This window comes from Actinomycetota bacterium (genome assembly GCA_040881665.1).
Classification (GTDB): domain Bacteria; phylum Actinomycetota; class UBA4738; order UBA4738; family HRBIN12; genus JBBDWR01.
In genome coordinates this window covers 614,018-636,390 of the sequence record JBBECT010000004.1, presented here as the reverse complement: position 1 = coordinate 636,390, position 22,373 = coordinate 614,018, and the positions used below count along the sequence as shown (strand labels likewise).

Below are 22,373 nucleotides of genomic sequence, written 5' to 3'. Positions count from 1 at the left end.
AGGTTGCCTTTCGCACGTCGAGACGGCCTTTCCAACGGTTGACCAGGGGATCGCGGGAGGAGAATCGCAACCTATCAGACCCTTCGCCGCCGCCGGCAGGCACGTTCGCCGTTCAGCACAGATTCCTCACGGGCGTGCACCAGAGCGCGGTCCTCGTCCCCGGGCCGGGGCGGTAGCGTGGTCGGAGTGACGTACCGAACTCGGCTGGTCCCCCTGCTCACCGTGCTCGCGGTCGTCGCCCTGCCGGCGATCGCGCTCGACATCGCGTGTATCGGCAGCAGCTGCGACGAACCGGCGGCGGCCTCCTCCGAGGTCCCCTTCTGTTCGCTCCCGGCCCCGTTGCGCGAAGACCTCGCCGCGGGGTACCGGGAGCAACGGTCCCCGGACGTGCTGACGGTTCCCGGCGAGCCGGTGCTCTGGGGGTGGGACGGCGGCGGCCAGCGAGGGGTGGACCCCGCGTGGCCGTCGGCCAACGACCCACCGTCGGGCCGCGTCCCGATCGTGTTCGCGGGAACGGGAGTGCATCCCAACGCTCCGATCCCCGACGGTGCCGGGTTGGACGCGGTGGCCCCGACGCTGCTGGAGGCGCTCGGTTCCGATTGGGCGTTCCCGGGCGTGCATCCGGGCGAACCGATCGCGGTCACCTCGACCGAACGAGCCCGGCTCGTCCTCGTCGTGGCGTTGAAGGGGATCGGGTCGGCCGAGCTCGAGGCTCAGCCGCGGGCGTGGCCGTTCCTGCGCTCGCTGCTGCGCGAGGGGTCGGGAACGCTGGAGGGCGATGCGGGATCTTTGCCGCTGGACCCGGCAGCCACGCTCACGACGATCGGCACGGGGGCGACGCCCGCCGATCATGGGATCACCGGTACCTGGCTCCGCAACGACGACCGCGGCGGCGCGCTCGCCCGCGCATGGAGCGCCGAGGCACCCCTGAGCGTGATCGCGACGTTCGCCGACGATCTCGAGTACGACGGTCCCTTCGCCGGATCCGCCCGCATCGGCCTCGTCGCCGATGACCCCGCCGATCTCGGGTTGGTCGGTCGCGACTGGTACGCCGTCGGCGACCGCGACGAGGTCACCCTCGCGCGTCCCGGGGAGACGGAGACGGCGACCGGGCGTCTGCTCGCAGACGGCTTCGGCGGCGACGCGACCCCTGACGTGCTTGGGGCCGTCGTGCGAGACTCGATCCCGGCGATGGATGACCAACTGCGAGGGATCGTGGAACGGGCCCGCGCCGCGAGCGGCGATCGGCTCTTGGTGAGCGTCGTAGGAACCGGTTCCGCCACCGGTCCGGTGCGAGGCAGGGCGACGATCCCGGTCGACCAGCTCATCCGCGCCGCGGACGACGCCGTGCCGGGCGAGGCCGCTGCCGTGGAGTGGTCGCAACCGGGCGGTCTGTTCCTCGACCAGGAGGCGCTGGTCGCCGCCGGCGTGGGCTCGGGCACGGCGGTCCAGGCGATGCTCGGATCACGTCAGCCGGACGGGACGGCACTGCTCGCCGACGCGTTCGGCGGGTTCGCCGTCCAGTTCGGGAGGTTCTGCTGATGGCGCAGACGGTCCGGACGCCGCCGCACGCTCCCCTGCCGATCCCTCCCGAACGCTCCCACCCGTGGCGGGCGGCGGTTCCTGTCCTCGTGACGCTCGCTGTCGGAGCGGTCCTGCTGCGGATCACCGATCCCGACTCGGTCGCGTGGCTGCAGAACTTCTTCCTCGTGTTCAGCGGACTGCTGATCGAGGCACTCCCCTTCGTGCTCCTCGGAGCGCTCGTGTCGGCGACGATCGAGGTGTTCGTGCCGGTGTCGACCTTCGAGCGGCTCGCGCGCCTCCCGAAGCCGATGCAGCTCCCGGCGGCGGCTCTGGGCGGGGTCGCGTTCCCCGTGTGCGAATGCGGATCGGTGCCCGTCGCGCGTCGCCTGGCGATGAAGGGGCTGTCCCCCGCCGCCGCGGTGACCTTCATGCTCGCCGCGCCGATCGTGAACCCCGTCGTGCTCGCGTCCACGTTCTTCGCCTACCAAGGACGGAGCGTCGTGTGGACGATGGTGCTCGGCCGCGCGGCGCTCGGGATCCTCGTGGCGATCGTGGCGGGCTGGGTCGTCGGATCGCGCTCGAAGGACGAGCTGCTGCGACCGCTGGCGGCGCACGAAGCTGTCGAAGAAGCCGATGAGCGACCGGTCGAGGCTCGGTGGCCGCGTTTCTTCGGCCACCTGGGCGGTGACTTCCTGTTCATGGCGAAGTTCCTCGTCGTCGGCGCTGCCTTGGCGGCGGCGGTGCAGACGTTCGTGCCGCAGTCGATCGTGAACGGGGTCGCCGACGCGCCGGTGCTCGGGATCTTGGCGATGATGGGGTTGGCGTTCCTGCTCTCGCTGTGTTCGGAATCGGATGCGTTCGTCGCCGCCTCGTTCGTCCAGTTCGGTCCCTCGTCCCAGCTCGCGTTCCTCGTGTTCGGGCCGATGGTGGACATGAAGCTCGTGGCGCTCTACATGGGGATCTTCAATCGTGGCTTCGCGCGTATGGTCGTGATCGTGACCGGCGCGATGGTGCTCGTCGCCTGTCTCTGGCTCCAGGTGCTGATCGGATGAACGCCACGACGGGCGACGGTGTGCGGCCCCGTTCGGCCTCCGATGCGACCTGGAGCGCGTACCGGGTGGCGACGGGGATCGTGCTGACCCTGTGGGCCGGCACGTTCTGGTTCTTGCTCGTCAGCGGCCGCTCGTCGCAATACCTGTCGAGCCGCACCGAGTGGGTGGTTCCGGTTGGCGCGGTGCTGTTGACGGTCGCTGCCGTCGGGCGACTGCTCACGGCCCGGGAGCGCGACCCCACCCCGCTCGGTCGGCGGCAGGCATGGATGCTCGGGCTGCTCCTCGTCCCGGTCTTGGTGACGCTCGTACTGCCGCCGTCCACGCTGACCTCGTTCGCGGCCGGGCGACGGGGCGATGCGGCCGCCGCCGGTTACACCGCGTCGGCGAGCGAGATCGGCGAGGGAGCACTCACGCTGCTCGACGTCGCGGGCGCGCAGACCTCGAAGGAGGGTCAGCAGGCGCTCGCGAAGCGAGCAGGTGAACAGGTCTCGTTCGTCGGGTTCGTCGACAGGGAGCCCGGTACGCCCGCGGACGAGTTCCTCCTCACCCGGTTCATCGTCTCGTGCTGCGTGGCGGACGCAACGGTCGCCTCCGTTCGCGTCGTCAACGTTCCTCCCGGCACGTGGGAGATCGACGAGTGGGTCACCGTCGACGGAACGATCTACCCGCTCGGCCGTGAGGTGATCGTCGACCAGTCGTCGATCACCGCGGCGACCGAACCGAACCCCGCGTACCTCTCCCCGTAGACCCGTCGCCCGACACCGACGGTCGTGTCCGGCGGGCGAACGCGTGTCAGGCGCAGGCCTTGCAGGTGCCGATCAGGTCGAGCCGATGGCTCACCGCGGTGAACCCGGTTCCCTCGGCGATCTCATCGAGCGCGCGTTCCATGCTGCGCTCGAGGCGCTGGGGGATCGTGACGTCCTGCACGGTGCCGCAGTTCGAGCATACGAGGTGGTGATGGTGCTCGGTCAGATCCTCGGACAGCTCGAAGCGCGCGAAGTCCTCGCCCGTGACGACTCGGCGCAGGACGTGCGCCTGCTCGAGCGCCGCGAGGTTCCGGTACACCGAACTCTGCGCCAATCCCCTGCGCGAACGCAGGATGTCGGGGATCGACACCGGCTGACGAGCGCGCTCGAGGATCTCCACCAGCACACGACGCTTGCTCGTGTACCGCTGACCCGCAGTCCGGAGGCGCGCGCCGACGATCGTGTGGAGGTCGCTGGCTGCCATGGCGGGGGAGTGTATCAGTCAGACTGAGAATCGCCGAGAACAGGGGCTCCCGAGACATCGGAGTCGTGTCCCGATCCGTGCTGCGGCGCAGGTTCGTCCACCCGGAGTCCGATCGCCCTGATCGCACGGTCCGGCCGGCGCGATGTCGTCAACGCGACGACGGCGAACACGGCGGAGGCGAGCAAGACGATCGTCCCTCCGGGAGCGAACCCCCACAGTCTCGAGATCGCCAGGCCCCCGACGACCGATGCGATGCCGATCCCCACCGACCACGCCATCGTTCCACGGAACGAACGGGCGAGCAGCTGGCCGCTCGCCACCGGCAGCACCATCAGCGCGGCGACGAGCAGGATGCCGACGACACGCATCGCTGTGACGATCGCCACGGCGGTCAGCACCGCGAGCATCATGTTCAGCAGATCGACGGGCAGGCCCGCCACGCGGGCCCAGTCCTCGTCGGTCACGACCGCGAGCAGTGGACGGCGCAGGACCAGGACGACGACGGTCACGACGATCCCGAGGGGAACGATCAGCGCCAGCTCGGATCCCGTCACGAGCAGGACCTGCCCGAACAGGTACGAGAACAGGTTCGCGTTGAGCGATCCCGCCAGGCCGACGAGAACGACGCCGAGCGCGATCCCCGTGTAGAAGATCCACGCGAGGGCCAGGTCACCGGACGCCTTCCTCCGCGCGCGCATCCGTTCGACGGCGATCGCCCCGCCGACCGCTAGCACGAGCGCTCCCCACAGGGGCCAGACGCCGACGAGCAAGCCGGCGCCCACGCCCGCGAAGGCCAAGTGCCCGATCCCGTCCCCGATCAAGGCCATCCGCTTCTGCACGAGGAACGTGCCGATGATCGGCGCGAACACGCCCACGACGAGGCCGGCGACGAGCGCGCGCTCCATGAACGTGGCGTCGAACGGATACGGCAAGAGCGCCAGCGGTCCGAGCGCCATCAACGCAGCCCCTCGAGCCAGAGCGGGAGGTCCTCGCGGTGCACGCCGAGGGAGACACCCTCGGCGATCAGGCGTTCCGGCGGCCCATCGAAGAGCACGCGGCCCTTCAGCACGATCACGCGGTCGACATCGTCGGCGACCGCCGAGAGCTCGTGCGAGACGAGGAGGACGGCGGACCCGTGCTGCTCCCGGAGGTGGGCGATCGATCCCCGGAACCGTCGCTGGGACTCCGCGTCGACGCCGGCGATCGGCTCGTCGAGCACGAGCAGCTCGGGATCGGAAGCGAACGCGCGCGCGATGAACGTCCGTTGACGCTGCCCACCCGACAGTTCCTTGATCGGACGCGTTCGAAGCTCACCGAGCGCCACCGACTCGACGGCGTGCTCGACCGCATCGCGATCGGGTGCGCCGAACCGCCGCCACCATCCACGCCGGCTCAGACGCCCCGCGGCAACGAGCTCCTCGACGGTGACGGGCAGCTCGGACTCGAGCGACGGTCGCTGGGGCACGTAGCCGATCCGCCACCGCTCCTCGAGGGCTGCGGGATCACGGTCGAACAGGCGAACGTTCCCGCGATCGGGCCGTTGGAGACCGAGGAGGATGCGCAGCAGCGTCGACTTCCCCGACCCGTTCGGCCCGACGAGGGCGACGAACTGGCCGGGCTCGATCGCGACCGAGACGTCGTCGAGGACAGAGGTCGCGCCGTATGCGAACCCGACGTGCTCCGCGGTGAGGATCGGCGCCATCTACCTGCAGCCTAGCCCCGTTCGCATCACGTCGAGGTTCTCCCGCATCACCGACAGGTAGTCCGCACCGGCGTCGGCCTGTTCCTGGCTCAGCCCCTCGAGCGGGTTCAGGATCGCGGTGGCCACGTCGGCCTCGCTCGCGAGGGTCTCGGCGAGCGCGGCCGACACGAGCGTCTCGGTGAACACCGTCGTTACGCCGTCGGCACGGATCTCGTCGGTGATGTCGGCAAGCTCCTGCGCGCTCGGCTCCGCCTCCGGCGACAGTCCGGAGATCGCTTCCTGCTCGAGATCGTAGGCGCGGGCCAGATAGCCGAACGCGGCGTGCGAGGTCACCAGCAGCCGTCGTTCGCACGTCGCGAGACCGGTCCGGAACTCTTCGTCCAAGGCGGCGAGCTCGGCATCGAACGCCTCGGCGTTGTCGGAGAAGTTCGAGGCCCGGTCGGGTGAGAGCTCGGCGAGCGACCCCTCGATCGTCGAGACGATGTCGCCCAGGAGGCTCGGATCCAGCCAGACGTGCGGGTCAACCCCCTCCTCGGCCGGTTCCTCCCCCTCATCGTGCGTGTGGTCGCCACCGAGACCCTGGATCAGTGGAAGGCCGTCGAGCACGTCCACCGTGGTGCCCTCCGCGATCGTCACCACGGCCTCTTCCACCGCGGGCTGGAAACCCTCGCCGGCGTAGAGGACGAGATCGGCCGTCGCGATCAGCTCCACCTGGTCGGGCGAGAGCTCGAGGTCGTGCGGTTCGACGCCCGGAGGGGTGAGGTTGGTGACCGCCACGGAGGAACCGACGACCCGTTCGGCCGCCTCGGCTAGGGGATAGAAGCTCGCCACGACGGTGAGCGGATCCTCCGCCGCGCCGTCCGACCCGGCGGCCGGTCCGCGGTCCCCGCACGCGGCGCCGGCGAGACCCAATCCGATGCCAAGAATGATAACGATTCTCATACTTGGACATTACCGGAGCCGCGGATCGACGTCAAATAGTCGTGTACGACCGAACCGAACCGGCACTCAGCCGGCGAGCCGCACCCTCCCGGACGCGCGGCCTCGGAGCGCCGCGGGTCCCGCGCGAACGAGGCCTTCGCGGTCCAGCGCGGTAACGGCGGAGGCGATCCGGTCCTCGTCGTGCCCGGTCACCAGGGCGAGGGTGCCGATGGTCGCGGACGATCTATGACGCAGCTCCTCGACGACCGCGCCCCGCACCTGGCGGTCCGACCCCTCGAACGGACCCTGGGAGCGAGGACGCCGGGTCGGTCGTGCACCGGCCCGGAGGAAACCGCATCCCCCCGCCAGCGGGCACCCCCCGCACCGGGGCACGGGCCGACAGAGCTCGCGACCGAGGTCCATCAGGGCTTGGTTCCAGGCTCCCGGGGCCTCGCGGTCGATCCAGCCGGCCGCGGCCTCCTCGACCTCTTCGATCGGTCCGTCGTGCGCCTCACGGCCGAGACGTACCCGCGCGACGACCCGCGCGACGTTCACGTCCAGGGCCGCCACGGCTCGACCGAACGCGAGCGAGGCGATCGCGTTCGCGGTGTACGGACCGACGCCCGGGAGACGGCGCAACGCGACGAGATCGTCGGGCACCTCACCGTCGTGCTCGCGGATCAACATCCGGGCGGCCTCGGACAGCGCGACGGCCCGGCGGTTGTACCCGAGCCCCTCCCAACGGCGAAGGATCGCGGCGCGCGGCGCCGCCGCGAGCGAGGCGACGGTGGGGAAGCGTTCGATGAACGCGACGAACGCCGGCACGACGCGGGCGACCTGGGTCTGCTGCAGCATCACCTCGGAGACGAGAACGTGGTACGGGTCGGGGTGGGAACGGCGCCACGGGAACGTCCTCCGCCGGGGCGCGTACCACGCCAACAGGGGCTCGTTCAGCTGGATCGGTTCGATCGCGACCGCCATCCGCGGCACGCTACCGGGAAGCGGGACCTCGAGCGAGACGCGCGCAGCGGCGACAGGACCGAGGGGGAACCGTTTCCCCCGGAGACCCCTCCGGGGTAGGCTCTCGGAACGACCACCGACGAGGAGGCGCGATGCCGTCCGTCCGTGATGCGATGAGCGACTCGATCGTGAGCGTCCCCCCCTCGGCCAGCGTCGCCGAGGCCGCCACCGTGATGGGATCGCATGCCGTCGGATCGGTGCTCGTCCTGCACGGGGAACGTCTGGTCGGGATCTTCACCGAGCGGGATATCGTCCGCGCCCTGTCCGAGCATTTCGACGCCGCGGGCCACCTCGTGCAGAACTGGATGACCGACGAGCCCGTGACCGTGGCCGCGGACGCTGCCGTGGAGGACGCACTCGACCTGATGCTGTCAAAGGGGTTCCGCCACCTCCCGGTGCTCGACGGCGGCACGCTGCTCGGGGTCGTGTCGCTGCGAGACCTCGGTCGCTATACGAGCAGCGACCACCCGACCTGAGTCGCCCGGACGCGAACGCCCGGGGTCAGCCGCCGAAGCCCGTCTTCCCACGCTGCGGGAGCGTGTCGACGACTTCCTTCATCGCGGTGTGGATCTCCCGGAACACGTCGGCGGCGAAGCGGGGATCCTGACCATCCTGCCCGGTCATCGCGCCCCGCACCGCGGACACGGTGATCTCGACCGCCTTCTCGAACGCCATCCACTCCCGTTCGCCCGCCACCGTCGACCTCCTGTCGTCTTGCATCGATCTCGAAGATCACAGGCTAGCCGGGATACAGGCGAGCGACCCGAGCCGGCGCTAGTCGAACGCGCGCAGCCCGGTCAGCGCCGCTCCGACGATGAGGGTGTGGATCTCCTCGGTACCTTCGTACGTCACCACGGACTCGAGGTTGTTCATGTGGCGGATCACCGGGAAGTCCAGGGTGATGCCGTTCGCCCCGAGCAGAGCCCGCGCCTCGCGCGCGACCCGGAGCGACGCACGGGCGTTGTTGAGTTTGGCGAAGCTCACGTGTTCGGGAAGCGCGCGACCCTCGTCCATCATCCGGCCGAGATGCATGGCGAGCAGCATCCCCTTCTCGATCTCCAGGGACATCTCGACGAGCTTGGCCTGCACGAGCTGGAATGCGGCCACCGGCTTGCCGAACTGCACCCGTTCGGTCGTCCACGACAGCGCCGCCTCGTAACAGGCGCGGGCCGCGCCGATCGCACCCCATGCGATGCCGAACCGGGCTTCGGTGAGGCACTGCAGGGCCGTCTTGAGTCCCACCGCCCCCGGGAGCACGGCGTCGGCTGGCAGGCGCACGTCGTCCAGGAACAACTCCGATCGCGCGGCGGCGCGCAGCGACCAGGCCGAAAGCGGCTCGAACCGCATGCCGGGAGCACCGCTCGGCACGAGGAAGCCCTGGATCCCGTCGTCGGTACGCGCCCACACGATCGCGACGTCGGACACCGTGCCGTTCGTGGTCCACTTCTTGTGGCCGGCGAGGATCCAGTCGGATCCGTCCCGCCGTGCCGAGGTGGATATGGCCGAGGGATCGCTCCCGGCGCCCGGTTCGGTCAGGGCGAAGCACCCGATCGCTTCGCCGGTCGCCATCGTCGGCAACCACTGCTGTTTCTGCTCATCGGACCCGAAGCGGTGGATCGGGAACATCGACAGGGAACCCTGCACGCTCATGAAGCTGCGCAGGCCGCTGTCGCCGGCTTCGATCTCGCGGCATGCGATGCCGTACTCGGTCGCGCTGCGGCCGGCGCAGCCGTACCCCTCCAGATGCATCCCGAGAACCCCGAGCGCGCCGAACTCCTTGGCGATCGCCAGCGGGAACTCCCCTCGCTCGAACCACCCCTCGATGTCGGGGAGGACCCGGTCGCGGACGAATCCACGCACGCGGTCGCGTAGTGCCCGCTCCTCGTCGGTCAGCGATCCATCGAGGTCGAGAAGGTCGAGGGGGTCGATCGCTCCGCTCATCGGGCCCAAGCCTAGCCGGTCGTCGAAGGCACGAAGTTCCTTCACGCGGGTGTCGATATCGGTCTGATCCGTTCGTCGGTAGGGTGAAGGCGTCCTCGGAGGCGTCGTCCACCGGCCCGTTGGGCCCAGAGCGAGGGGAGCACCCGATGCAATACATGCTGTTGATCTACGCCGACGAGGCCGGATGGGACGCACTGACGCCCGAGGAACAGGCCGAGGGGATGAGCGCCTACGAGGCCTACGGGAAGTGGCTGAACGACAAGGGATGGATGCGTTCGGGCGAGCCGCTGACACGCACGACCGAGGCCACCTCCGTGCGGGTGCGCGACCGGAAGACCTCGACCACCGACGGGCCGTTCGCTGAAACCAAGGAGCAGCTCGGTGGGTACTACGTGATCGAGTGCGACAACCTCGACCAGGCGATCGAGGCGGCCGAACGCTTGCCTGGCGCGCTGTACGGCACCGTCGAGGTCCGGCCGGTCTTGGTCTTCGATCAGGGGTAGGACGGTACCCACCTCCACCGACGCTCGAGCGGTCGTCGACCGCACGTTCCGCGATGAGGCGGGGCGGGCGGTCGCGACCCTCGTCCGTGTCACGGGCGATTTCGACCTGGCCGAGGAGTCGGTCCAGGAAGCCTTCGCGGTAGCGCTCGATCGATGGACCCACGAAGGCGTGCCCGACAACCCCGGGGCGTGGATCACCGCGACGGCTCGCAACCGCGCGGTCGATCGTCTCCGCCGTGAGCGGGTCGGCCGCCAGAAGCTCGAAGCGGCGGCGCAACTCGATGCGCTGCGCGACCTGGGGAGCGATGACGACGTGACCCACCTGCCCGACGACCGCTTGCGCCTGCTGTTCACCTGCTGCCATCCGGCACTTGCGGCCGATGCGAGCGTCGCACTCACGCTGCGCACCCTCGGCGGCCTGTCGACCGATCAGATCGCGCGCGCGTTCCTCGTGCCCCAGGCGACGATGGCCCAGCGGCTGGTCCGCGCGAAGCGGAAGATCCGCGACGCGGGGATCCCCTACCGCGTGCCACCGTCGGAGCTCCTCGCCGAGCGCGTGCCGGGGGTTCTCGCGGTGCTGTACCTGATCTTCAACGAGGGCTACGCGACGACGAGCGGCCCTCTGATCCGTGACGAACTGTGCGCCGAGTCGATCCGTCTCGCGCGGGTGCTCTGCACCCTGATGCCGGACGGGCCGGAAGCACGCGGCCTGCTCGCGCTGATGCTGCTGCAGCACTCTCGTCACGCCGCACGCACCGGACCGGATGGGTCGATGATCCTGCTCGAAGATCAGGATCGCGCCCGATGGGATCACGACGCGATCGACGAGGGACTGGCGCTCGTGCGCGATGCGCTGCCGAGAGGGTCGGTCGGTCCGTATCAACTCCAAGCCGCGATCGCCGCGTGCCACGCCGAAGCGCCGCGTCCCGAGGACACGGACTGGCCGCAGATCGCGACCCTCTACGACGAGCTCGCGCGGATCGCTCCCTCGTCGGTCGTGGAGCTGAACCGCGCGGTCGCCGTCGCGATGGCGGACGGACCGGCTGCGGGCCTGGCCCTGCTCGGCGCGCTCGAAGTCTCCGGCGACCTCGACGACTACTACCTCTTCCATTCGGCGCATGCCGACCTGTTGCGCCGCCTCGAGAGGACCCAGGAAGCGGCCGACGCCTACCGTCGTGCACTCGAACTCGTCACGAACGACACCGAGCGTCGCTTCCTCGACGAACGGATGCGGTCGCTCACCCGCTCCGATCTCCCGCCGGGGTCCGCTAGCTGATCGAAGGGACGTTCGTGGGCAGGTGCGCGAGCGCCTCCGCCTCTTCCGCCGGATCGAACTCGATCTCGGGGAGCCGGCCGGCGAGGTAGTCGTCGTAGGCGGCCATGTCGAAGTGGCCGTGTCCACACAGGTTGAACAGGATCACTCGCTCCTGACCGGCATCACGCGCGGCCACCGCCTCGTCGATCGCGCCCTTGATCGCGTGGCTGGGTTCCGGCGCGGGAACGATCCCCTGCGTCTTCGCGAACAGGATCGCGGCCTCGAAGATCTCGTTCTGCGAGTAGGCCTTCGCCTCCATGTTTCCGCTGTGCACGAGCGCCGACAGGCTCGGCGCGTCGCCGTGATACCGCAGTCCGCCCGAGTGCACCGGTGCCGGGACGAAGTCGTGTCCCAGCGTGTACATCGGCAGCAGAGGCGTCATCTGCGCGGTGTCGCCGAAGTCGTAGGCGAACGCGCCCTTGGTCAGGGTCGGGCAGGCGGTCGGCTCGGTCGCCACGAACCGCGTGTCGGACTTGCCCCGCAACCGATCGGCCATGAACGGATAGGCCAGACCGGCGTAGTTCGACCCACCGCCGACGCAACCGACGATCACGTCGGGGCGCTCTCCCGCCATCTCCATCTGCTTCTGGGCCTCGAGCCCCATCACGGTCTGGTGCAGCAGCACGTGATTCAAGACGCTGCCGAGCGCATAGTTCGTGTCCTCGTTCGTCGCGGCGACCTCGACCGCCTCGGAGATCGCGATGCCGAGCGAGCCGGTCGAGTCGGGGTGCTCGGCCAGGATCCTCCGTCCTGCCTCCGTCGTTTCGGTGGGCGAGGGAAGGACCCTTCCTCCGTAGAGCTCGATGAAGCTGCGCCGATAGGGCTTCTGCTCGTAGCTCGCTTTCACCATGAAGACGAGGCACTCGAGATCGAAGATCGATGTCGCGAATGCCAGCGCGGAACCCCACTGCCCCGCTCCGGTCTCGGTCGCGATCTTCTTGATACCCGCTTGCTTGTTGTAAAAGGCCTGTGGGACGGCGGTGTTCGGCTTGTGCGAGCCGGCGGGGGAACCACCCTCGTACTTGAAGTAGATCCGCGCCGGCGTGTCGAGGGCCTCCTCGAGCCGCGTCGCCCGGAACAGCGGGGCCGGACGCCATAGGCGCAGGACGTCGATCACCTCGCCGGGGATGTCGATCCACTCGTCCGTCGACACCTCCTGCATGATCAGCGACTCCGGGAACAGCGGTGCGAGCGCCTCCGGTCCGATCGGCTCACCGGTACCGGGGTTCAGGGGCGGCAACGGCTCGGCGACGCTCGCGAGCGCAGGCATGATGTTGAACCAGGCCGGCGGGATGGCGTCGGGACCGAGATCGAACCGGGTACGCACCTCGCTCATTCGAGGATCCTCCTGTGCTCTGACCCGGTGGGCGGCGAGCGCTGCGCGTTCCGCCGGCCGGTGCGGATGAACGGGCGCCGAGCGTATCGGGTCGCCGGCGAGCGCGCCAGCGGGAAGCCCTTCACCCCGCCAGGGCCCATGCCGATGGAGACCCAGCGGGCCGCGACACGCGGCCACCAAGGAGCGCGCGCGATGGCCATGTCCGGATCGAACGCCGAAGCCGAACCGCGGTTGCCCCTGTCGGAGGTGGTTCCTGACGGGACCGTGGATCCGGCGCCACCGCCCTCCGAGGCCTGGGGGCTGGCCGAGGGCGACGAGATCGTCCCGGGGCGTATCGCGCTCGAATCGCTCGGCGGCGGCTACGACTTCGAGGCCTACCTCGCCTGGGACGACGAGCGGTACGCGCTCGTCGTCGCCAAGATCGTCCGTCCCCACCTCGTCGAGGACGACCACACGCTCCGGAACCTCGCGCGGGAGGCCGCCGTGCTCGATCGACTGGCGCACCCGGTGATCGTCCGCGGGTTCGATGTGGTCCCGGACGGACCCCGGCCCCATCTGGTGCTGGAGCACCTCGAGGGGCCGACCCTCGCGTCGACGATCCGCCGCTTCGGTCCCCTCGAGCTCGACCAGGTGCTGCCGCTCGGGTTCCAGCTCTCGAGCGCACTCGCGTACTTGCGAGCGGTCGAGATCGTCCATCTCGATGTGAAACCGCGCAACGTGATCCTCGGCGTTCCCCCACGGCTGATCGACTTCTCGGTCGCCCGCGGGATCGAGCCGGCCCAGCGGATCACGTCCGCGATCGGCACCGACGCGTACATGGCGCCCGAGCAGTGCGACCCCTCCCTGGGCCGGATCGGTCCGGCGGCCGACGTCTGGGGCCTCGGCGCGACCTTGTTCCATGCCGTGGCCGGCCACGTTCCGTTCCCACAGGCCGAGGACCATGACGAGGACGACCCGCGACAACGATGGCCGCAGCTGCACGCGGATCCGTACGAGCTCCCCACCGGAACCCCTCCGGACCTCGAGGAGACGATCCTGGACTGTCTCGAGTTCGACCCGGAGCGCCGCCCGACGCCGGCGGAGATCGCGGTTCGGCTCGAACCGCTGCTCGGCAACCTCACGAAAGGCCGGGTGCTCGGTCGCGCCAGGCCGAGCCTTCACTGACCGACCTCGCCCGAGAACGCCGAACCCCGAGGCCTCGCGACCCCGGGGTACGGTCCTTGGTCCGTGTCCGGCTAGACGCCCGTCCAACTGGTGACGACGGTGTTTCCGGTCTTCCCGGTGGCGCCGGTGCCGTCCGTGCACGTCTTGGCCGTGCCCGTCCCCTTGCCCGTTCCGGGACCCGTCTTGCCGGTCTTGCCCGTGAACCCGGTTCCCGGGCCGGTCTTCCCCGTTGCCTTGCCCGTCCCCTTGCCGGTTCCACCGGTCATTCCCGTTCCCTTGCCTGAGCCGGGGCCGGTTCTTCCCGTCTTGCCGGTGGGACCGGTACCCGGACCCGTCTTGCCCGTTGCCTTGCCGGTTCCCCCACCCTTGCCGGTGCCCTTCCCGCCGTGAGAGTTGCGCGTGTCCTTCTGACCGCGGGTGTCCCTCGTTCCCTTGCGAGTGCCTCGCGTCGTTCCTCTCGTGCCCTTCGTGTGCTTGCCGTCGCGATCGCTGACGAGATGATCGCCATCGTCGTCATCGTCGTCGATGCCCTTCTTCACCGCGTTCTCGGAGAGCTTGTCGACGGCCGCGTCGGCCGTCCCCTCCGCGTACGCGGGCGCGGTACGCCACAAGCCCAGCGCGAGGACCGACAACAGCGCGACGCCGAAAACGATGATCGAGGTGCGTCGACGCTGGTCGATGCCTTCGGCTGCCAGCCCTCTGGCCAGTACGGTCGGTCGGTGCTCCATCTGTCACCCCCTGGGTGCCGGCTCACGGTCCGGCCCTCCCTAGTGTCTGGAGGGGGTATCGGCATCCGAGGGGTCGGAACTGCAGCACGGATCCGGCCGATCGGCCGACACGCACGTCCCCCGGCCACTGATCCCTTGTGACTACGGCGGCTTAGGGTGGACACGGGGCGAGCGAAACGCCGAACACCGGCGAACGGAGGCGATCCGTCTCAGCCGGCGGGGCTCGGAGCGCTCGCCGGCGGAGGACTCGGGATGCCGGCGGGCGCCGGCGGCTGGGCGAGCGTGGCCTCCATCTGCGGCGTGTCGAAGTCGATCGTGTCGACGATGTCGTCGAACAGCTTCTGATCCTCCGCCTGTTCGGTCGCGGTGAAGAAGAACAGCGCGGAGCGACTCGCGTCGAGCTCGACGGTCCACAGCGTGAGTGAACCGTGATTGTCGGGCCCCTGATCTCCCGCTCGGAACACCTTGCCGCCGACCACGATCCTTCGGCCGTCGCGACCGTCGACCTCGACCGCCTCGTCCGATCCGATCTCGAGCTCGCCCTGCAGGTCGTTGACGTTGGGCAACGTCTCGTTCGGCACGACGCCGAACACCTGGAACACGACGATCTCTTCGGGGACGGAGCGCAGCATCTCCGCGAGAGCCTCGGGCGTGAGTTGTGCGATGTCGGAGACCGGCGAGGCGATAACCAGTCCGGCGCCGGCGTCCTCGGCCGTCCACTCCTGCGGGTAGCGGAAGGAGTACGGCACCGCATCGGTCGCCTGGAACGTCTTCGGCAGCGATGGATCGACGCCTCGTGCGACCGCTGATCCTGCGATCGCCGCCAGCGCGACCACTGCCACGACGATCCCGACGATCAGAGGCCCCCGGCCGTGGCGAACGGGAGGTCGGGCGTCGTGGTTCTCGGGCGCTGACGTGGAAGGTGTCAGGTCGTCGTCCATCGTCGGAACCTACCCCGGTCCGCCGCTCGCCACAACGACCGGGGCGGCGGGGCTATCCCTGCGGTGGGAGGCCGGAGATATGCCACTTGCGCGGCGCGATCAGCGCGTCGGCCTCCGGTGGCCCCCAGGTCCCGGGCTCGTACGGGGCGACCGGTCCAGGGTGTCGCAGGACGGGTTCGAGGATCTCCCACGCACGCTCCACCCCGTCTTGGCGCAGGAACAGCGTGTGATCACCCTCCAACGCCTCGAGCAACAGGAGCTCGTACGCGTCGGAGATCCCGCCCCCGAACTCATCCGCGTAGTCGAAGTCCATCCGCACACGCCCCAACTCGAGCCCGGGACCGGGCTTCTTCGCGTTCACCGCGAGCGTGATCCCCTCGTCGGGCTGGATCCTGAACGTGAGGTGGTCGCGTCGGGGGTGCTCCACACCGACGTCCTCGAACAGGTTGAACGGCACCTTCCGGAACTTCAGCGTGACCTCGCTGACCTTGCTCCCAAGGTTCTTCCCGGTCCGCAGATAGAACGGCACGTCGGCCCAACGCCAGTTGTCGATCTCCACCTTCACCGCTGCATAGGTCTCGACCACCGAGTCATCGGCGACCCCCGACTCGTCCCGGTACCCGCGGTACTGGCCCCGCATCGCACAGTCGGGATCGCAGAGCTTGGCCGAGCGAAGCACCTTCACGGTTTCGTCGCGCAGCCGATCGGGGTCGAACGAGGCGGGCGGCTCCATCGCGAGGAACGTCATCATCTGGAACAGGTGCGTCGACACCATGTCGCGGATCGCCCCCGTCTGTTCGTAGAACTCGGCCCGCGTCCCGACCCCGATCGATTCCGCGACGGTGATCTGCACGTGGTCGAGGTAGCGACGGTTCCACACCGGCTCGAACAACCCGTTCCCGAAGCGGAACGCGAGGATGTTCTGCACCGTCTCCTTCCCGAGATAGTGATCGATCCGGAACACCTGAGACTCGTCGAACACCTCGGAGGTCACATCGTTCAGCCGACGGGAAGATTCGAGGTCGTGACCGAAGGGCTTTTCGAAGACGACCTTCGCGCCGTCGGCCTCACCCGCTTCTCCGATCCGGCGGACGATGTCCGGATACGCGGCCGGTGGTGTCGCCGCGTAGTAGAACCGGTTGCCCAGGGTTCCCTCCCGCAGATCGATCTGCGCGAGCGCTTCGGAGATGTGGTTCATCCCCCCCGGTTGGGAGAACTCCCCCGGAACGTAGGCAAGCCGATCGGCGAAGCTCGCCCAGACCTGCCCATCGGGTGTGTGGGACGTGTGTTCGGCCACGGCGTCGCGGGCGATCCGGCGGAAGTCGTCGTCCGAGAGCTCGCTCCGCGAGTACCCGACGATCGCGAACCCTTCGGGCATCCGCCCGTCGAGATACAGGTTGTAGAAGGCGGGAAGCAGCTTCCGGCGCGTGAGGTCACCGGACGCGCCGAAGATCACGATCACCTGCGGCATGGGACGTTCCTCTTCGGCCGCGTGGACCACGCCGGACGTCGTGCTCTCCGCCGTGCGGCTCACGGATCCGTCCCGGCCTCGGTGGCGACCTCGACCCAGCCGTCATCGGTCCGCACCGGATAGATCGCGAGCGGATCGGTCGCCGGTCCGTCGATCGGCTCGCCGGTCGCGAGATCGAACACACTCCGGTGGCACGAGCAGACGACCGCAGACTCCGTGTCGGACAGCGAGCCTTCTGACACGGGGCACCCGGCATGTGTGCAGGTATCGCCGACCGCGTAGAGCCGGTGGCCGAGGTGCGCGACCGCCACCCGCCCGAAGGGAAGCTCGTAGGCGCGAAGCTCCCCGTCGGGGATCTCCGCGAGGGCGCCGACGCGGACGAACTCCATGCGCGCAAGGCTACCCGTCGAGCGCGCATGGCACGGACCCGGGCGACGTCGTCAGTGACCGGCGAGCGAGAAGGGGAAGAAATCGTTGGCGTCCGCCTGCTCGGGCACGTCGGTCGAGTCCTGGCTCCACAGCTGCGCGCCCGACGCGGTCGGCCCTCCCGTGCCTCCGGCGAGGACGTGGAACACCCCCGCGTACGTGGCCCCCCCGAGAGACTCGAAGTGGGTCCCGATCACCAGTGCGGGGAGAACACCTCCCCGGACGTGGGCGATCGCAAGGATGCTGCCGAAGTGGTCCTTCTCCTCACCGGTCTCACCCACCCCGGTCGCGGTCTGCGTCCATAGCTGGGAGGCCGCGGGCGTCAGTCCGGTTGCGGAGCCGAAGAGCACGTGGACGACACCCGCGCCGAGTGCGCCTCCCTCCTCGTCGTACCGCGCGCCGATCGCGAGATCGTCATGCCCGTCGTCGTTCAGGTCCCCGGAGGCGAGGGCCTTGCCGAACGCGTCCGCCGTCCCCGCGGTCCCGGCGACGTTCGCGACATCCTGGTGCCACAGGACGGACCATCCCGGGCGGATCCCGTCGGCGCTCCCGGGGATCACGTGCACCGCGCCCGCGCTCGAACGGCCGGAGATCGTCTCACCGTGCACGCCCGCCGCGAGGTCGTCTCGCCCGTCGCCGTCCAGATCTCCCGCGGCCAGAGCCCATCCCAGCAGATCGCCGTTCTCAGGTTCGTCCGCGACCCCGGCTCTCGCTTGATGAACGGCGATCGCCGCCGACGGATCGATCCCGCCGCTTCCTCCGGGGATCACGATCGCGATGCCTGCATCCCTCGCCCCGGTCACGTCCTCGTCCGCGCCGCCGACCGCGAGGTCGTCGGAGCCGTCGCCGTCGAAGTCGGCGGCGACGATCGCCGAACCGAACGCGTCTCCCCGCTCTGCGTCGTCCGGGATCCCCGCGGTGGCCTGTGAGATGAGCCGGCCTCCCGAGGTCGCCACTCCTTCCGCGCTTCCGTACAGGACCTGCACCGCTCCGGCATTCGCTCGCTCGGTGCCCGATTCGCCGGGCAGGTCTTCGCGATGCACTCCGAACCCGATGTCGACGAACCCGTCTCCGCCGAGATCGCCCGCGGCCACCGAGTAGCCGAACTGATCGCCCTTCTCGACGACATCGGGTAAGCCCGCGGTGTCCTGGGTGAAGCGTTGCGCGCCGGATGCGCCGAGGCCCTCGTCCGTGCCGTACAGCACCACGATGGCTCCCGCGTTCGTCTTCGTCCCGACGGCCTCGAAAGGCGAGCCGATCACCAGGTCGGCGTAGCCATCCCCGTCGATGTCCCCCGCCGCCAGTGCGAACCCGAACAGATCGCTGGTCGAGGGGTCCCCCGGGACACCGGTGGATCCCTCGTGCCACAGCTGCGATCGTGCACCGCGCAGTCCTTGCGCGGTCCCGTAGAGCACCGTGACCGAGCCCACGTCCCGGATCCCGCCGATGTCTTCCCTCGGCGTTCCGGTCGCGAGGTCTGCGAACCCGTCACCGTCGAAGTCGGACGACACCCCCAACGCGCTCGGAGGTGGTTCGGTCGAAGTCGGGCTCGGGGTAGGACTGGAAGTAGGGCTTGGGCTCGGACTCGGGCTGGGGGTAGGGCTGGGGGTCGGGCTTGGGCTCGGGCTGGGTGTGGGGGTCGGATCCGGCCCACCGCCTCCTCCCCCGCCCAGGGAGGATGCGGGCAGGGGGGCTTGTTGTTCGAGATGTCGGCCATGGCGGCGCCCGCACCGATGAGGAGCGCACAGAGGGCGACCGCCACGAGAGCCAGCATGGAGCGACGCATCGAGCAACAACGCTATTCGGCATACGCCGATGGGCGCAAGTAGAATCGACTAGTCACTCCTCCGGGAGCGATCCAGCAGGCTCAGTGACCGGTGAGCGAGAACGGGAAGAAATCGTTTCCGTCGATCTCCTCGGGCACGTCGGTCGAGTCCTGGGTCCACAGCTGAGTGCCTGACACGGTGACTCCACCGGCCGCGCCAGGGAGCACGTGCAACACACCGGCGTGCGCATGACCGGCGTACGACTCGAAGTGCGCGCCGATCAGGAGCGAGGCGATCGCGTCACCTCGCAGCGAGGCGATCGCCAGGATGTTCCCGAAGTGGTCCTTGCCATCTCCTGTCAGATCCGATCCGGTCATCCCCTGGTTCCACAGTTGCGATCCCGTCGTGGTCAGCCCCGTCGGGGAACCGTAGAGGACGTGCACGACACCCGCGCCGGGGACTCCTCCCTCGTCGTCGTACCTCGCCCCCACGGCGAGATCGTCCAGCCCGTCCCCGTTGAGATCCCCGGCGGCGAGGGCTTTGCCGAACGCGTCGGCGTTGCCCGCAGTCCCTTCGACCCCTTCGACGTCCTGGTGCCAGAGCGCCGAGCCGGCCCGGCTCACTCCTCCCTCCGCGCCGGGGAACACGTGCATCGCTCCTGCGCGACCGACCCCGGAAACGCCTTCCCCGTGGACGCCCACGACCAACTCGTCCCGACCGTCACCGCTCAGGTCCCCGACGGTGATCGTCCAGCCGAAGAGATCCCCCCCCTCCGGCCTCTCGGCGACACCCGGCTTCCCCTGATGCAGCATCGACGCATCGATCGAGCGGACTCCCTCGTCGGCGCCGGGGATGACCGTGGTGGCTCCCGCGTCGATCGCTCCGCCGACGTCCTCCGACGGGGCACCGACCATGACGTCTCCATGCGCATCCCCGTCGAGGTCTCCGGCTTCGATCGTCGATCCGAAGCCGTCGCCGGGTTCGGGGTCGTCGGGAACTCCGCGGCTGGCCTGCGACAGGAGCACCGCTCCCGATGTCGTGAGTCCCGACGCACCACCGAAGAGCACCTGGAGTCCCCCCGCGTTCTTCTGAACGATCCCCGACGCGGCCGGGAGGCTCTCCCCCGGCAAGCCGACACCGAGATCGACGAACCCGTCGGCATTCAGGTCGGTAGCGGCGAGCGAATGACCGAACCGGTCTCCCTCCTCCGCGAAGTCGGGGAGGCCTACCGTGTCTTGCGACAACTGTCGCGCGCGATCGACCTGCAGCCCTTCAGTACTCCCGTACAGAACGTTGATCGAGCCCGCGTTGCGCAGCGAGCGTGGGTCGTCGAACGGCGAGCCGATCGCAAGGTCGGCGAACCCATCGGCGTCGAGATCCCCGGACGCCAAAGCGAACCCGAAGAGATCGCCCGCGATCGGCTTCCCCGGAACACCCGACGAGCCCTCGTGCCAGAGTTGCGAGCCAACGCCGCGGAGCCCCTCCTCTGAGCCATAGAGCACGGTGACCGATCCAGCGTCCACATTCGTCCCGATGTTCTCGCGAGGGGTCCCGGCGGCCACATCCGCATAGCCGTCCCCGTTGAAGTCTGAGGAGACCCCGACACCCGGAGGGACCGTTGTGGGAGACGGGCTCGGACTCGGAGTGGGGCTCGGACAGGTCGTCGGGGAGTCGGTGGGGCTCGGGGAGTCGGTGGGGCTCGGGGAGTCGGTGGGGCTCGGGGAGTCGGTGGGGCTCGGGGAGGTGTCGCAGGTCGGCGTTTCGTCAGCCGCTTCGGCGAGAACGACTCCTACCCCGACGAGGAGTCCGAGGCAGGCCACCACCGTGAAGGTCGCCGCCCAACGACGCATCGAGGAACCGACGGTAGGCCGTCGCGCCGAGCAGTTGCAACCCCCGATTCGTCAGGCGGGGTCGGCCCGACCCTTCCTCGCGAGTCTCGAGAACGCCGTCCATACACGCTGGATGACCGTGGCCGCTCCGAGGACCGAAAGGAGCACCAGGACCACCAGCATCGCGCCCGGGATCAGCAGACCGACCATCAGCGCGAGCACCCGCTCGAGTCGCTGGAACACGCCTTCGGTCAGCTCGACGCCGGCCGCCTCGGCCTCGGCTCGCAGGTGACTCACGAGCAGCGAAACGACCAGCGTGACCAGCGCGAGCGCTGCCTGGAGCTCCTTGCCCTCCGCGGACAACGCCCAGAACAGACTCCCGAACAGGATCATGTCCGACACGCGGTCGAGCACCGAATCCAGGAACGCCCCGGAACGGCGCTGCTCGCCGCGGTAGCGAGCAACGCTGCCGTCGAACACGTCGCACATCCCGCTGAGCAGCACGAGTATCGCCGCGATCACCCATCGCCCGGTCACGATCCCCACGGCGGCGGCGGCCGAGAGGGCAACGGAGGCCAGCGTGAGGTGCCACGGACGCGCACCGAGGCGGAGCAGCGCGGCGAGGACCACGCGATAGGGCCACAACAGGGTGCGGCGGAGGAACGGGGCCGCGACGCTCTCGTTCGGGCGCGGAGCGGGCATGTCCCGCACTCGTGGCGGCGGTTCCGTCCGGCCGTGCTCGCCGGATCGACGGGTTCGGGGCCGGGGGCGCTCGTCGGACATCGCGGCGCCAGACTACCCGTGTCGGCATCGACCGAGGACCCGGCCGCTCGTGCGGAGTCAGGCCCGGATCGTCAGCCCGTGTGGGGCTCGAAACCGACCACGACGTACCGGAAGTTGCCTCCCGGTGCCTCGTAGACGACCTCCTGGTCGACGGCGGCACCCACGAGAGCTTTGCCGAGCGGCGACGTCGTCGTCACCGTCCTCGCGCCCGACGCCCGTTCCTCTTTCGATTCGGCGAGCAGGTACAGCTCATCGTCCGGCTCGTCGTCATCGAGGGGTCGCAGGGTGACGAGCATCCCGGGACCGAGCGCATCGGCGGCGGCCGGCGTCTCCACGATCTCCGGGTCGCGCAGGATCTCCCTGAGCTGGCGGATCCTCGCCTCCATGAGCCCCTGCTCGTTCTTCGCGGCGTCGTACTCGGCGTTCTCACGGATGTCGCCGTGCTCGCGCGCGGCCTTCAGCCGGTCGGCGATGTGCTCGCGGCCGTCGACCGCGAGGCCGTCCAGCTCATGCTTGAGCCTGCCGTAGGCATCGAGCGTCAAGCTGGCTGTGGGTTCCTGGCCCGCCTTGCGGGGTGGACGATTGCGCAGTTCCTCGGGCAGATCCATGGGAGTTAGCGATGCTAGCAGCGCCCGGTCCGAACCCGACCGGCGGCCGCGAACGGGATTTGACTCGCGTGAGGCGACCTCCGTAGCGTCCCGGCACGAACCGGCGGCGACGA

The 22,373-nt window shown here is 69.4% G+C and carries 23 protein-coding genes; 7 read left to right on the top strand and 16 right to left on the bottom strand.

Annotated elements, in window-relative coordinates; all coding sequences use genetic code 11:
* Nucleotides 1-186: 186 nt before the first annotated feature.
* Genes WEF05_04065 through WEF05_04055 form a run of 3 tightly spaced genes read left to right on the top strand, consistent with a single transcriptional unit; the run spans nucleotide 187 to nucleotide 3,322 of the window.
* Nucleotides 187-1,542 carry a hypothetical protein gene (locus WEF05_04065; protein ID MEX1101072.1) on the top strand — a complete coding sequence of 452 codons (1,356 nt, stop codon included), beginning with the start codon at nucleotides 187-189 and terminating at the stop codon, nucleotides 1,540-1,542.
* Nucleotides 1,542-2,576, top strand: coding sequence for a permease (locus WEF05_04060; protein ID MEX1101071.1), 1,035 nt, complete (start codon nucleotides 1,542-1,544; stop codon nucleotides 2,574-2,576). The genes WEF05_04065 and WEF05_04060 overlap by 1 nt, the downstream gene beginning before the upstream one ends.
* Entirely contained in the window at nucleotides 2,573-3,322 is a 750-nt protein-coding gene (locus WEF05_04055) for a TIGR03943 family protein (protein ID MEX1101070.1), read from the top strand. The genes WEF05_04060 and WEF05_04055 overlap by 4 nt, the downstream gene beginning before the upstream one ends.
* A gap of 46 nt (nucleotides 3,323-3,368) precedes the next feature.
* Here the strand turns inward: WEF05_04055 and WEF05_04050 are convergent, their stop codons facing one another.
* The 5 genes from WEF05_04050 to WEF05_04030 all read right to left on the bottom strand — a co-directional run bounded on the left by WEF05_04050 (nucleotide 3,369) and on the right by WEF05_04030 (nucleotide 7,410).
* Nucleotides 3,369-3,806, bottom strand: a complete 438-nt coding sequence (locus tag WEF05_04050) for a Fur family transcriptional regulator (protein MEX1101069.1) — start codon at nucleotides 3,804-3,806, stop codon at nucleotides 3,369-3,371.
* A gap of 14 nt (nucleotides 3,807-3,820) precedes the next feature.
* A complete protein-coding gene (locus WEF05_04045; protein MEX1101068.1) occupies nucleotides 3,821-4,762 on the bottom strand; it encodes a metal ABC transporter permease in 942 nt (313 codons plus the stop codon).
* Nucleotides 4,762-5,508: a metal ABC transporter ATP-binding protein gene (locus WEF05_04040; GenBank protein MEX1101067.1), complete on the bottom strand. Its 747-nt coding sequence runs from the start codon at nucleotides 5,506-5,508 to the stop codon at nucleotides 4,762-4,764. Before WEF05_04040 ends, WEF05_04045 begins: the two co-directional genes overlap by 1 nt.
* The gene (locus tag WEF05_04035; GenBank protein MEX1101066.1) at nucleotides 5,509-6,450 is read right to left on the bottom strand and encodes a zinc ABC transporter substrate-binding protein; all 942 of its coding nucleotides are present in this window, start codon (nucleotides 6,448-6,450) and stop codon (nucleotides 5,509-5,511) included. It abuts the gene before it with no gap.
* A 66-nt stretch (nucleotides 6,451-6,516) separates the two neighbouring features.
* Nucleotides 6,517-7,410: an A/G-specific adenine glycosylase gene (locus WEF05_04030; GenBank protein ID MEX1101065.1), complete on the bottom strand. Its 894-nt coding sequence runs from the start codon at nucleotides 7,408-7,410 to the stop codon at nucleotides 6,517-6,519.
* Between the two features lie 131 nt (nucleotides 7,411-7,541).
* On the opposite strand from WEF05_04030, the gene WEF05_04025 reads away from it, so the two are divergent.
* Nucleotides 7,542-7,925: a CBS domain-containing protein gene (locus WEF05_04025; GenBank protein MEX1101064.1), complete on the top strand. Its 384-nt coding sequence runs from the start codon at nucleotides 7,542-7,544 to the stop codon at nucleotides 7,923-7,925.
* Between the two features lie 25 nt (nucleotides 7,926-7,950).
* Here the strand turns inward: WEF05_04025 and WEF05_04020 are convergent, their stop codons facing one another.
* Both WEF05_04020 and WEF05_04015 read right to left on the bottom strand, forming a co-directional pair.
* Nucleotides 7,951-8,145, bottom strand: a complete 195-nt coding sequence (locus tag WEF05_04020) for a hypothetical protein (protein ID MEX1101063.1) — start codon at nucleotides 8,143-8,145, stop codon at nucleotides 7,951-7,953.
* Nucleotides 8,146-8,223: 78 nt separating this feature from the next.
* Nucleotides 8,224-9,390 (bottom strand): acyl-CoA dehydrogenase family protein, encoded by a 1,167-nt coding sequence (locus WEF05_04015; GenBank protein ID MEX1101062.1) that lies wholly within the window; start codon nucleotides 9,388-9,390, stop codon nucleotides 8,224-8,226.
* Nucleotides 9,391-9,536: 146 nt separating this feature from the next.
* On the opposite strand from WEF05_04015, the gene WEF05_04010 reads away from it, so the two are divergent.
* Nucleotides 9,537-9,893: a YciI family protein gene (locus WEF05_04010; GenBank protein MEX1101061.1), complete on the top strand. Its 357-nt coding sequence runs from the start codon at nucleotides 9,537-9,539 to the stop codon at nucleotides 9,891-9,893.
* Nucleotides 9,883-11,169, top strand: a complete 1,287-nt coding sequence (locus WEF05_04005; protein MEX1101060.1) for an RNA polymerase sigma factor — start codon at nucleotides 9,883-9,885, stop codon at nucleotides 11,167-11,169. Before WEF05_04010 ends, WEF05_04005 begins: the two co-directional genes overlap by 11 nt.
* Here the strand turns inward: WEF05_04005 and WEF05_04000 are convergent.
* Nucleotides 11,162-12,544, bottom strand: coding sequence for a TrpB-like pyridoxal phosphate-dependent enzyme (locus tag WEF05_04000; GenBank protein ID MEX1101059.1), 1,383 nt, complete (start codon nucleotides 12,542-12,544; stop codon nucleotides 11,162-11,164). The genes WEF05_04005 and WEF05_04000 overlap by 8 nt on opposite strands.
* A gap of 192 nt (nucleotides 12,545-12,736) precedes the next feature.
* On the opposite strand from WEF05_04000, the gene WEF05_03995 reads away from it, so the two are divergent.
* The gene (locus WEF05_03995; GenBank protein MEX1101058.1) at nucleotides 12,737-13,708 is read left to right on the top strand and encodes a serine/threonine-protein kinase; all 972 of its coding nucleotides are present in this window, start codon (nucleotides 12,737-12,739) and stop codon (nucleotides 13,706-13,708) included.
* Nucleotides 13,709-13,779: 71 nt separating this feature from the next.
* On the opposite strand, the gene WEF05_03990 is transcribed toward WEF05_03995, so the two are convergent.
* From WEF05_03990 to WEF05_03955, 8 genes are all read right to left on the bottom strand, one after another.
* Nucleotides 13,780-14,436, bottom strand: a complete 657-nt coding sequence (locus WEF05_03990; GenBank protein MEX1101057.1) for a hypothetical protein — start codon at nucleotides 14,434-14,436, stop codon at nucleotides 13,780-13,782.
* 209 nt (nucleotides 14,437-14,645) lie between these two features.
* Nucleotides 14,646-15,377 (bottom strand): hypothetical protein, encoded by a 732-nt coding sequence (locus tag WEF05_03985; protein MEX1101056.1) that lies wholly within the window; start codon nucleotides 15,375-15,377, stop codon nucleotides 14,646-14,648.
* A 52-nt stretch (nucleotides 15,378-15,429) separates the two neighbouring features.
* Nucleotides 15,430-16,848: a glucose-6-phosphate dehydrogenase gene (zwf, locus tag WEF05_03980; GenBank protein ID MEX1101055.1), complete on the bottom strand. Its 1,419-nt coding sequence runs from the start codon at nucleotides 16,846-16,848 to the stop codon at nucleotides 15,430-15,432.
* Nucleotides 16,849-16,907: 59 nt separating this feature from the next.
* Nucleotides 16,908-17,237 (bottom strand): Rieske 2Fe-2S domain-containing protein, encoded by a 330-nt coding sequence (locus WEF05_03975; protein MEX1101054.1) that lies wholly within the window; start codon nucleotides 17,235-17,237, stop codon nucleotides 16,908-16,910.
* A 51-nt stretch (nucleotides 17,238-17,288) separates the two neighbouring features.
* On the bottom strand, nucleotides 17,289-18,785 hold the full coding sequence (locus tag WEF05_03970; protein ID MEX1101053.1) for a hypothetical protein: 1,497 nt from the start codon (nucleotides 18,783-18,785) through the stop codon (nucleotides 17,289-17,291).
* 356 nt (nucleotides 18,786-19,141) lie between these two features.
* A complete protein-coding gene (locus tag WEF05_03965; GenBank protein MEX1101052.1) occupies nucleotides 19,142-20,542 on the bottom strand; it encodes an FG-GAP repeat protein in 1,401 nt (466 codons plus the stop codon).
* Between the two features lie 399 nt (nucleotides 20,543-20,941).
* Entirely contained in the window at nucleotides 20,942-21,571 is a 630-nt protein-coding gene (locus tag WEF05_03960) for a CDP-alcohol phosphatidyltransferase family protein (protein ID MEX1101051.1), read from the bottom strand.
* A 152-nt stretch (nucleotides 21,572-21,723) separates the two neighbouring features.
* Nucleotides 21,724-22,260: a GreA/GreB family elongation factor gene (locus WEF05_03955; GenBank protein ID MEX1101050.1), complete on the bottom strand. Its 537-nt coding sequence runs from the start codon at nucleotides 22,258-22,260 to the stop codon at nucleotides 21,724-21,726.
* Nucleotides 22,261-22,373: the final 113 nt, after the last annotated feature.